The following is an 11,046-nucleotide window of genomic DNA, read 5'->3' as shown; positions in this document are numbered from 1 at the left end:
ACTTGTACAGCTGCGCTTCGCTTGTTCTCATGGCGAAGTCCGCTTGGCTGGTTGGAAGGCCCGGCAGCGCATCTGTCGTCAACCGCCATGATCCGCGCTTTTGCATGAAAATCAAAACGAAGCGCAGAAATCGACGGGCAGGAAAGGGGGTAATCAGGTTTGATATCATCAGAACTGCTGGCGCTGCTGATAGCGGCTATCCGGCTCGGATTGTCGCTTGAGAAGCGCCGCAGAGAATAGTCCGCCAGCAGGAGTGCCGGGAGGTGACCGGATGCGCTGGATGCCTCCCGGCATCCTATCTGATGAAAGAAAATATCGCCCCCCGAAGAAAAAGGCCGAACCCGCAGGTCCGGCCTTCTCCGTATTCCACGGCTTGCGCAGCCTTAGGCGTTCGCAACTTCGCCGATCGGTGCAGAGACGCCGTTGGCGGCGTCCTTCTGCAGCTGGCGGCCGAACAGGCTCTGCATGTGGCTCAGGGAGAACAGGTGGGCATAGATCAGGCCCAGCGCGCCCGACTTCACCAGCTTGCGGTGCTGGTCGCCGCGCAGTTCCTGCAGCTTCTGCTCGTTGATCATGCGGAAGCCGCGGAACTGGCTGGCAGGGCCGTCCTGCGGCTTGATCTGGGCTTCGCCTTCCATCAGCAGGTCCAGCTCCTTCAGCTCCTCGGCAAAGGCGCGGGTGCGCTGCACAGCCATTTCGAACTGCTCGCAGAACTGCAGCACGCCCTTGGTAGTCTCGGACGGCTCCGTGCCCTCGAACAGGTTGCTCTGCTCGCCTTCGCTGAACAGATCGCATTGCTCGTCAAAGCACAGGCTCAGGTCCTTCGACTCCGGCGACAGGCGGGCGAGGATGAACGGATAGCGGCGCACGTAGCCCGGCACATATACGTCCTGCTGCCACTGGCCGTTCTCGTCCACGAAGAGGTTCTCGCCGTCGCGCAGACCAACTAGCGCCAGCGGTACGGAGACGTCGCCCGGGCCGAAGATGATCGGGAAGTGTCGCTGGGCCATGACGAACTCGTCAACGGTCAGCGGAATCGCGTGGGCCGTGGCCGAGAACTTGAAGTCCTTGCGGTCGCCAAGCACCAGCTTGGAGTGCTGCGACGGCGAGAGCGGCACCACGGACTTGTAGAACAGCGGGAGCCCGGCGGGGGTGGAAGTATTGGTGGTCATGTGTTCCCCTGAACAAAAAACCGGCCCTTCCTTCGGGCCGGACACGTCGGCAGGTTAAGCGCGATCCTATGATCGACGCAATATACTCGTAGTCACATTAGCAATGATCCCGGTTCAGATCACTCGTCCCGGATTCAGGATGCCGTTCGGATCAAGCGCGGCCTTGATCGCCCGAAGCGCCATCATCTTTGCAGGGTCTGCCGTGCGGGCCAGCTCATCGCGCTTGAGACTGCCGATACCATGCTCGGCGGAAATAGAGCCGCCGTATTGCAGCACTATGTCATGCACCCGGGCGCTGACCGCATGCCACTGAGCCAGAAACGCCTCCCGGTCCATTTCTGGTGGCTGGCGCAGATTGAAGTGGATGTTTCCGTCTCCCAGATGTCCGAAGGCCAGCACCCGGCTGCCCGGAATCATCGATTCGACCACCGGCGCGGCCTCCTCGATGAAAGCGGGCATCTGGGCCACCGGCACGGCGACGTCGTGCTTTACCGCCACGCCGTCCAGCTTCTCCGCTTCGGGAAGAATCTCGCGGATGCGCCACAGCGCCCGCGCCTGCGCTTGCGTTTCCGCCAGCACCGCGTCCGCGATCAGCCCGGCCTCCAGTGCCTCGGCAAGCGCGGCTTCAACGTCGGCCCGCAAGGTTCCGTCCGCCCGTGCCGAGGCCACCTCGGTCAACACCACCCAAGGAGCGTTGCCGGGCACAGGATCGCGCACGTCGGGGAAATGCTTCAGCACCAGTTCCAGCCCGTCGCGCGGGATCAGCTCGAAGGCGTTAACCTGATCGCCCGTGGCTCGGCGCAGCAGCGCCAGCAGTTTCACGGCATCCCGGGCAGAGCGCAGCGTCATCCACGCCGTCGTCATATCATGCAAGCGTGGGAACAGCTTGAGCGTGGCCGCGGTCACGATGCCGAGCGTCCCCTCCGCGCCGATGAACAGCTGCTTGAGGTCGTAGCCGGTGTTGTCCTTGCGCAAAGGGCTAAGGCCATGGAACACCTCGCCGGTCGGCAGCACCGCCTCAATCCCCAGCACCAGCGAGCGCATTGTGCCATAGCGCAGCACATGGATGCCCCCGGCGTTGGTGGACACCAGTCCGCCGATACGCGCCGAGCCTTCCGAGCCGAGCGAGAGCGGGAACAGGCGGTCCACGCTTTCGGCCGCCGCCTGCACATCCGCCAGAATGGCTCCGGCCTCGGCAACGAGGGAGAAATCATCCGCGTCGATCGAGCGAATGCGATTGAGGCGTTGAAGGCTGACCACCACCATCCGCCCCGAGGCGTCAGGCACACCGCCGCGCACCAGTCCGGTGTTGCCGCCCTGCGGCACGATGGGCACGCGGTAACGGTTGGCGATCTTCACGATTTTGGAGACCTGCGCCACGTCACGCGGGCGTAGCACCAGCGGCGTCACCCCCTTGAACAGGCCACGCCAGTCACGCTCGTAGGGGTCGGTTTCAGCCGGGTCGCTGATCCAGCCACCTTCGCCCACAACCGCCTTGAAGGCGCTCTGCGCCTCAAGCCACGCCGTGTCCAAGCCTGTCTGCATGCTCCGCCTCACTGTCCTGTCTCGGGAGGCTGTGTAGCACAGGGCGGAGCATCTGGGGCCAGATCAGATCAGGAAAGACTCAGTGAACCGCAACGCCGGCGGGAAGGGCGTTATTCTCTTCTTCCACCATGCGGGCATGAATGGCGAGCCACAGCTTCAGACCAACCTCGTCGCTGAGGGTGCGCATGCGCTCAATGGCCTGGTGCGCCATCGGTACAGCCTTAGCCCCCAGGTTCTGTCGCAGGTTGCGGGCCACGCTGCGCACCAGCGGGTTCTGGGCGAAGGCCGCGGCGGATTCGTGCTCGAAGGTATAGCTTTGCTCGGTCATGCGCCCAATCCTTCCCGTTGCCTGACAGCTCAATTCTCGGGAAAGCCAACGCAAGAGCCGTGCCAGATGCTACGCGCATGGTTTTCAATGCATTGCCGTTGCGCATTGCGCGCCGGTCGGCCAAAACTGCCCGGCGTCGCGCGTGCGACACGGCAGATTTTGCAGGAGCGGGGGGAGCATGGATCGGCTGACGGCAATGGAGATGTTCGTGCGGGTCGTGTCGGCGAAAAGCTTTTCCGCCGCCGCCCGCCAGCTTGGCGTCTCGAAATCCGTGGTCTCGAAGGCCGTGGCGGAACTGGAAGACCGCTTGCGCGCCCAGCTGCTCAACCGCACCACCCGGCAGATGTCCCTGACCGAAGTGGGGCAGGCCTATTACGATCGCTGCGTCGCCATTCTCGATCAGGTGAGCGAGACGGAGCAGATCGTCACGTCCGGCTCGCGCTGCCCGCGTGGGCTGCTGCGGGTCTCCGCGCCCATGACCTTCTCCGTGCTGAACCTCGGCTGGCCGCTGTCAGACTTCATGGAGCAGTATCCCGAACTCTCGCTGGAGCTGACTCTGAACGACCGCGTGGTCGACATCGTGGAGGAAGGGTTCGACCTTGCCATCCGCATCTCGCGCCGCCTCAAGGACTCGAACCTGATCGGCGTGAAGCTGTCGTCGGCGCGCACCGTCACCTGCGCGTCACCGAAGTATCTGGAGCAGTTCGGCGAGCCCCAGCACCCGCGCGAGCTGCTGAAACACCACTGCCTGCGTTACTCCAACCTCGGCCCGGCGCAGGAATGGAGCTTCCGCGATCCCGAGACGGGCGACCCGATTCAGGTCGCCGTGTCAGGCCGCATCATCGCCAACAACGGCGAGGTGCTGCGCGCCGCCGCCGTGAAGGGAGACGGCATCATCGCCGGGCCCAGCTTCCTTGCGGCGGAGGACATCCGTCAGGGCCGCCTCGTGCCCATCCTCAAGGAATACGCCGCCCCGCCCTTCGGCATCTATGCCGTCTATCCGCCCAACCGGCACGTCTCCGCCAAGGTGCGGCGTCTGGTGGACTTCCTCAAAGGCCTGTGGGGCGAGAACCCGCCGTGGGAAGAAGCCTGCGACGTCTGCTGAGAGCTCGGCAGATCAGGCCGGCTACTCATCATCCCGAAAGCGGGCGACGAAATCCGGCGGCACGCGAACGACACGCTGGGCCTCGGCATCCAGAATAACCCATGTCGTCTTTGCCTTGGCGAGCAGCTGGTTGTCCGTGCCGCGCAGAATTTCAACATAGCGATCGAAGCGCGCGCCGCGAGTCTCCCCCAGCCACGTGCGCGCCACCAGCACGTCCCCTGGCAGTGCGGGCGAGATGTAGTCGATCTCGTGGCGCTTCACGACCCACATCCACCGCACCAGTTCCTCAGGCGTTGCCCGGGCTGTCCAGTGCGCGGCGGCAGCATCCTGCACCCAGCGCAGGTAAACCACATTGTTGACATGCCCCTGCTCGTCGATGTCGTCCGGCTGCACGGCAAGCGGCACTTCGTAGGTCTGGGCCATGTTTACCCCCGTCTGGCAGACAAGCGCCACCCCGCAGGAGGTGTCGGGATGGCGCTTTACGTCGGCAGTTACTTTGTCCCTGCCATACCAAACGCCTTCAGGATGAAGACGTATTCCTCCGCCACCTCGTAAAGGCTGGCGAAGCGGCCGGACTTGCCCCCGTGGCCTGCGCCCATGTTGGTCTTGAGCAGCAGCAGGTTGTCGTCGGTCTTGGTGGCGCGCAGGCGTGCCGCCCACTTGGCTGGCTCCCAGTAGGTCACGCGCGGATCATTGAGACCGCCGGTGATGAGCAGCGGCGGATAGGCCTTGGCCTCCACGTTGTCGTAGGGGCTGTAGGCGCGAATGGTCTCGAACGCGGTCTTGTCGAGAATGGGGTTGCCCCACTCCGGCCATTCCATCGGCGTCAGCGGCAGGCTCTCGTCCTGCATGGTGTTGAGCACGTCCACGAACGGCACGTGAGCCACCACGGCCCGCCACAGCTCCGGGTTCATATTGGAGACGACGCCCATCAGCTCGCCGCCTGCCGAACCGCCGGAGATGGAGATGTTCCCCTCGGACGCGAAGCCCTCCTTGATCAGCCCCTTAGCGGCGTCCACGAAGTCGTTGAACGTGTTCTGGCGCTTCTTCAGCTTGCCGTCGAGATACCATTGGTAGCCCATGTCGTCACCGCCGCGAATGTGGGCGATGGCGTAGGCGAAGCCCCGGTTGAGCAGGGACAGGCGCGCGGTGGAGAAGCCCGGCGGAATGGCGTGGCCATAGGCACCATAGGCATAGAGATGCACCGGCTGGCTGCCGTCGCGCTTGAAGCCCTTCTTGTAGACAACCGAAACCGGGATCTGCACGCCGTCACGCCCCTGCGCCATGAAGCGCACGGTCTCGTACTGGCTGGCGTCATAGCCGCTCGGGATCTCCTGCACCTTGCGGGTGACCAGCTGGCGCTTCGTCAGGTCGTAGTCGTAGATGGTGTCCGGCGTGACCATGGACTCATAGGCCAGCCGCAGCGAGGGCAGTTCATATTCCCGGTTCTCGTCCACGCTGACCGTGTAGGCCGCTTCCGGGAACGCGACGTAGTGCTCGTTGCCCACGTAGTCGCGCACGCGAATCTGATCGAGGCCGTTCAGCCGCTCCTCGATCACCAGCGCATTCTTGAACGAGGTCAGATCGCGGATGTAGTGCTCGTCGGAGCCGGGGATCAGCTCCTTCCACTCGCCCGGCTTGTCCAGGCTGGCGGTGACGACACGGAAGTTTGTGTGGGTGTCATTGGTGCGGATGTAGAGCGTGCCTTCCCGCTCATCCACATGATACTCCCGGCCGGTCTTGCGCGGCGAGACCATCAGTGGCCTGGCGGTCGGGTCCGCAAGCGGAACCAGATGCACTTCCGAGGTCACGTGGTCCGCCGTCGTGATCAGCAGGAAGCGCTTGCTCTGGCTCTCGTCGATGCCGAGGAAGAAGCCGCCGTCGGCTTCCTCGAAGATCACCGGATCCTGTGCCACATCGCTGCCGAGGCGGTGATACTTCACGACGTAAGGCCGCCAGTTCTCGTTCACCAGCGTGTAGAAGAAGCCCTTGGAGTCCGTGCTCCAGACGATCTCGCCGATGGTGCCGGGAATCTCGAAGCCGAGATCCGCCTTGGTGCCGAGATCCTTCACCTTCAGCGTGAAGCGCTCCGAGCCGTTGGTGTCGGCAGAGTAGGCGAGCAGCTTGCCGTCAGGGCTGGCCTCGATCGCGCCCAGGCGGAAGTACTCCAGCCCTTCGGCCAGCTCCGGCTCGCTCAGCAGCAACTCGTTCTCACCACCGCTCGCTGATTTGCGATACCAGTCGCGGTACTGCGCGCCGGGCCGATACTGCCACCAGTATTCCCACGCGCCTTCCTTTGCCGGAACGCTGTAGTCGTCCTCCTTCAGGCGGGCCTTCAGTTCCTCGTACACCGTCTCGATGAGCGGCTTGTGCGGGTCCATCTGTGCCTCGAAGTAGGCGTTCTCCGCCTTCAGGTAGTCCAGCACCTCGGTGTCGGTCACTTCCGGATATTTGGGGTCCTTCAGCCACGCGTACGGGTCCTGAATGGTGTAGCCGTGGCGCGTGTAACTGTGCGGCTTCTGCGGCGCGACGGGCGGCTGGGCCTGCGTCTGGGCGGTCTGCGGTGCAGTCGTCATGCGTCCGGTCCTCTCTTGCGGCGATTGTGTCATCTGGGCGCAACCGGCTCCGAGCGCAAGCAGAGCCCCCAGGCTTAGCCACCGAATCATGTGTTTCCCCCCACAACGTAACGGTTCTGTCCCGATGCTACACGGTGCTGTCCCTTGTCGGAAGGTAGGCTGCCGTCCTATGTAAAATTTACGATCATGAAGGATTTCCATCATGCCTATTGCAGCAGAACGATTAACCGCACTGCGCACCGAACTGGCGCGGCGGGGGCTGGATGGCTTTGTCGTCCCCCTGACTGACGAACACATGAGCGAATATGTTGGCGAGTATGCCAAGCGCCTGCACTGGCTGACCGGCTTCAGCGGCTCGGCGGGCGGTGCCGTGGTGATGGCGGACAGCGCCGCCATGTTCACTGACGGCCGCTACACCCTGCAGGTGCGCGATCAGGTGGACGGCAGCCTCTACGAATACCAGAGCGTTCCGGAGACCTCTCCCACCCACTGGCTGGGCGAACGGGCCCAGGCTGGGCAGAAGATCGGCTTCGATCCGTGGTACCACACCCGCGGCTGGGTGGAGATGACCCGCCGCACGCTGGCGGCGCGCGGTGCGGAGCTGGTGGCGGTCGAGACCAACCCCATCGACACCATCTGGGCCGATCAGCCCCGGCCGCCGCTGGACCCGATCCAGCCGCACGAGGCCGAATATGCCGGTGTCGGCCTGCAGGACAAGCTGGCCACCACCGCCGCCGCCGTCTCCCGTGCAGGGGCTGACGCCGCCGTCATCGCCGCGCTCGATTCCGTGGCATGGTTCCTGAACATTCGCGGCACGGACGTTGCCTGCACGCCGGTCGCCCGCGCCTTCGCCCTCAGCTTCACGGACGGCCGCGCGGAGCTGTTCACGGAAATCGAGAAGGTCACGCCCGCCGTGCGCGCCGCGCTGGGTGACAGCGTCTCCATACACCCGCGCGACGCCTTTGCGACCCGTCTTGCCGAACTGGGCGCAGCCAGGGCCCGCGTGCTGGTGGACCCGGAGACCACCGTGTTCGCCGTGTTCGAGCAGCTCGAAAAGGCCGGCGCAGTCATCGTGGAGGGCCGCGATCCCTGCATCCTGCCCAAGGCGCGCAAGAACCCGGTCGAGATCAGCGGCACCCGCTCTGCGCACGTGCGTGACGGCGCGGCCCTGACCCGCTTCCTGCACTGGCTGAACATCGAGGCTCCCAAGGGCACCGTCACCGAACTGGATGCCGACGCCAAGCTGCTCTCCATGCGCCAGCAGGCCAACCTGTTCCGCGATGTGAGCTTCCCCGCCATCACCGGCGCAGGCCCGAACGGCGCGATCGTCCACTACCGCTCCAGCCCCGAGACCAACCGCCCCCTGAAGGTAGGCGAGCTGTTCCTCATCGATTCGGGCGGCCAGTATCTGGACGGCACCACCGACGTCACCCGCACCGTCGCTGTGGGGTCTGCCGGCGCGGAGGAGCGTGACCGCTTCACCCGCGTGCTGAAGGGCCACATCGCGCTGGCCACCGCGCGCTTCCCGGTGGGCACCGCTGGTCGCCAGCTCGACTCGCTCGCCCGCCTGCCGCTGTGGATGGCCGGGCTGGATTACGACCACGGCACCGGCCATGGCGTTGGCAGCTACCTGTCGGTTCATGAAGGGCCGCAGCGCATCGCCAAGGCGTCGTCCGACATCCCGCTGGAGCCGGGCATGATCTGCTCCAACGAGCCGGGCTACTACAAGACCGGCGCCTACGGCATCCGCATCGAGAACCTGGTGCTGGTGCAGGAAGACAAGCGCGATGGCGACGAGCGCGCCATGCTCGGCTTCGAAACGCTGACGCTGGCTCCCATCGACCTGGCGCTGGTCGAGGCGAGCCTGCTCACTCCAGAGGAGCGGGACTGGCTCAACGCCTACCACCGCCGCGTGATCGAGACGCTGGCCCCGCTGGTGCCGGATGACACCCGGCAGTGGCTGGCCGAGGCCACCCGCCCGCTGTGATGGGGCACTGGCAAGGGATTTACGCAGGGAGATCCTGATCCTCCTGCGCTCCCCTTCTCTTTTTCAGGGCCGTGTCCGCGATACCGGGCGCGGCCCTTTTCCTTTGGCGGCGCGCACCCCGTCCAAACCCTTTCGCCCCCACGGCTTCCCCTATAGTCTGGCGCGCAAGACATGCAGGAAGGGATCAGGGGAATGTTCAGGAAAATCGCAACCGTTGCGACCGCGCTGCTGACCGGCGGCTTTGCCTACAGCTATGCCGTTCATGCCGAGCCCAAGACCGCGCCGGACGGCCGCACCGCCCATGACTTCACCCTGACCGCCATCGACGGCGAGCCGATGCCGCTGGCGCAGTACAAGGGCAAGGTGATGCTGGTGGTGAACACCGCCTCCAAGTGCGGGTTCACGCCGCAGTACGAAGGCCTGCAGAAGCTCCAGACCAAGTACGAGGCGCAGGGCTTCACCGTGATCGGCGTGCCCTCGGGGGACTTCAACGATCAGGAGTTCAAGTCCAACAAGGAGGTGGAGGAGTTCTGCGAGACCACCTTCGGCATCCGCTTCCCGCTGGCCGAGAAAGCCCACGTGAAGGGGGATGAGACCATCCCCCTGTTCCGCTGGGCGCGCGAGACGCTGGGCCCCGGCTCGGAGCCCAAGTGGAATTTCCACAAGTACCTGATCGGCCGCGATGGCCGCCTGATCGGTTACTTTGGCACCCGGGTCTCGCCTGATTCGTCCGAAGTGACCTCGGCGATCGAATCAGCACTGTCCGCTCCCGCATCCTGACTAGCATTATTGCGTGAGCGTACGAACTCCTTGCGACGGCGGAGGTTCGCCCGGAGGGCCTCCGCCAGCCTCTTTTGCTTCTCTGACGCCTGTTTTGAATCGTTCGACATAAAATTCCTCGATTGACGCTCACCTTTTCTTGACAAGCCGCGGCGCTAACGGCAATAGACCGCCCACCCGAGACGTTCGGGACGCGAGGTCTCCTCGCTTCCAGATAGCGGGCTGCTGTAGCTCAGTGGTAGAGCACTCCCTTGGTAAGGGAGAGGTCGGTGGTTCAATCCCACTCAGCAGCACCATCTGCCCCTAGATTTCCCTTTTCAAAAAAACCTCCGCAAAGCGCCGCTTCGGTGCGCTGTGGTCTTTTGGCCGGTTCGGACGCAATGGCGCTCAGCCTGCCGCGTCTGGCGAGTAAAACGCTGCACTGCCGCAGGCGCGCAGGTGATTCGCGCCCGTCATGTTCTGTCGTGAGAGGCCGGCCCGCCAGGGTAGCGGGCGATTCGCCGTGATTCGGCCTCGAATGGTTCAGCGCTGTAAGGGCGGATGCGTATCAGCCGCCTCATCCGGAGTGGGAGCGTGAATCTGATAGCGCTCCAGCCGCTGGGCCAACTGCGCCGCCAGAACTTCCGCGCCCCGGTCCTGCTCGTCCGGTGTCTTGCCCGCATACGCCCGGCGAATCCATTGCGGGACGACCCGCAAGAAAACGCTCAACATCAGCTCAAGCTCGTCCCGTGTGACCCGCTTCATCTCGCCCTCATGAACAAAAAGGGAACATACATCACAAGGCGGGATCAGTGCCACACCCGAAACGGGGGAATGATTCTCTTTTCTTACGGATCAGGCATAATGCAGAGCCGCAAGCGAAGCTTGGCAGCCCGGCCAGTCAGCAGAGCGGAAACATAAGCCGTGCCGCCGCAGAGAGGTGAGCGGCACGAAACGGTTAACACCTTATTCACCCCACAGCCCGTAAGGCATGTGTGGACATTTCCGGATGAGGCTCCATGCGGGTTGGCGTTACTGCGGCGGTTCTGATTTTGCTCGGCGTGGCGGCCGTGCCTGCACACGCGCAGAATTACATGCGCCCTGTGGTCAAGGTGCCGGGCGTTGGCGCTGACTTCGACAAGGAGGAGGCCGTACCACGGGCGGCTCAGCCCCAGCAGCAGATGCCGCTCTCGGACACCTCTTCGGTGGAAGACACCCAGGTTCAGTGCATCTCCATCGACGACATCCGGGATTCTGTCATCCGCAATGACCGCACCATCCACCTGCGGATGCGCGGGAACCTCTATTACGAGATGCGCCTGCAGAACACCTGCCCTGGCCTGTCGTTCTATGACGGCTTCTATTACCGCACGACGCCTAACCGGCAGCTCTGCGGCGGGCTGGACATGATCATGGCGCGCTCCGGCAGCCGCTGCCCGATCGAATCCTTCACCCGAATCGACAAGGAGAAGGCCCGCGCCTCTTCGAAGGCGACGGCAAAGGAAAAGGCCGGGGAACGCAAGGGCTGAAATTGTCAGCCCTTGCATTCCCCGGCCTTCATTCCGGATAATTCC

10 protein-coding genes and 1 tRNA gene are annotated in these 11,046 nt (G+C 64.1%); 5 read left to right on the top strand and 6 right to left on the bottom strand.

Going from position 1 to position 11,046, the window contains the following annotated elements; all coding sequences use genetic code 11:
• Positions 1 to 383 precede the first annotated feature (383 nt).
• The 3 genes from VIG90_RS15365 to VIG90_RS15355 form a co-directional block, all read right to left on the bottom strand.
• Complete coding sequence (locus VIG90_RS15365; RefSeq protein ID WP_331594396.1) at positions 384 to 1,172, bottom strand: SapC family protein; 789 nt, start codon at positions 1,170 to 1,172, stop codon at positions 384 to 386.
• A gap of 114 nt (positions 1,173 to 1,286) precedes the next feature.
• Entirely contained in the window at positions 1,287 to 2,717 is a 1,431-nt protein-coding gene (locus VIG90_RS15360) for an FAD-binding oxidoreductase (protein WP_331594395.1), read from the bottom strand.
• A 79-nt stretch (positions 2,718 to 2,796) separates the two neighbouring features.
• Positions 2,797 to 3,045, bottom strand: a complete 249-nt coding sequence (locus tag VIG90_RS15355) for a hypothetical protein (protein WP_331594394.1) — start codon at positions 3,043 to 3,045, stop codon at positions 2,797 to 2,799.
• Between the two features lie 178 nt (positions 3,046 to 3,223).
• On the opposite strand from VIG90_RS15355, the gene VIG90_RS15350 reads away from it, so the two are divergent.
• Positions 3,224 to 4,150 (top strand): LysR family transcriptional regulator, encoded by a 927-nt coding sequence (locus tag VIG90_RS15350; RefSeq protein ID WP_331594393.1) that lies wholly within the window; start codon positions 3,224 to 3,226, stop codon positions 4,148 to 4,150.
• Positions 4,151 to 4,171: 21 nt separating this feature from the next.
• Here the strand turns inward: VIG90_RS15350 and VIG90_RS15345 are convergent, their stop codons facing one another.
• Entirely contained in the window at positions 4,172 to 4,573 is a 402-nt protein-coding gene (locus VIG90_RS15345) for a thioesterase family protein (protein WP_331594392.1), read from the bottom strand.
• Positions 4,574 to 4,641: 68 nt separating this feature from the next.
• Positions 4,642 to 6,726, bottom strand: a complete 2,085-nt coding sequence (locus tag VIG90_RS15340; RefSeq protein ID WP_331594391.1) for a S9 family peptidase — start codon at positions 6,724 to 6,726, stop codon at positions 4,642 to 4,644.
• Positions 6,727 to 6,928: 202 nt separating this feature from the next.
• Here VIG90_RS15340 and VIG90_RS15335 point away from each other — a divergent pair, with 202 nt between their 5' ends.
• The 3 genes from VIG90_RS15335 (at position 6,929) to VIG90_RS15325 (ending at position 9,789) form a co-directional block, all read left to right on the top strand.
• Positions 6,929 to 8,713 (top strand): aminopeptidase P family protein, encoded by a 1,785-nt coding sequence (locus VIG90_RS15335; protein WP_331594390.1) that lies wholly within the window; start codon positions 6,929 to 6,931, stop codon positions 8,711 to 8,713.
• A gap of 192 nt (positions 8,714 to 8,905) precedes the next feature.
• Positions 8,906 to 9,493: a glutathione peroxidase gene (locus VIG90_RS15330; protein WP_331594389.1), complete on the top strand. Its 588-nt coding sequence runs from the start codon at positions 8,906 to 8,908 to the stop codon at positions 9,491 to 9,493.
• Between the two features lie 221 nt (positions 9,494 to 9,714).
• Positions 9,715 to 9,789, top strand: a tRNA-Thr gene (locus VIG90_RS15325).
• Between the two features lie 226 nt (positions 9,790 to 10,015).
• On the opposite strand, the gene VIG90_RS15320 is transcribed toward VIG90_RS15325, so the two are convergent.
• Positions 10,016 to 10,237: a hypothetical protein gene (locus tag VIG90_RS15320; protein WP_331594388.1), complete on the bottom strand. Its 222-nt coding sequence runs from the start codon at positions 10,235 to 10,237 to the stop codon at positions 10,016 to 10,018.
• A 254-nt stretch (positions 10,238 to 10,491) separates the two neighbouring features.
• Here VIG90_RS15320 and VIG90_RS15315 point away from each other — a divergent pair, with 254 nt between their 5' ends.
• Complete coding sequence (locus VIG90_RS15315) at positions 10,492 to 11,001, top strand: DUF6491 family protein (RefSeq protein WP_331594387.1); 510 nt, start codon at positions 10,492 to 10,494, stop codon at positions 10,999 to 11,001.
• Positions 11,002 to 11,046 lie beyond the last annotated feature (45 nt).

Origin of the sequence: Pedomonas sp., assembly GCF_036515995.1 — a bacterium.
Taxonomy (GTDB): Bacteria; Pseudomonadota; Alphaproteobacteria; order Sphingomonadales; family Sphingomonadaceae; genus Pedomonas.
Note: the sequence above shows the minus strand (reverse complement) of the source record. Positions and strands in the feature narration are given on the sequence as shown.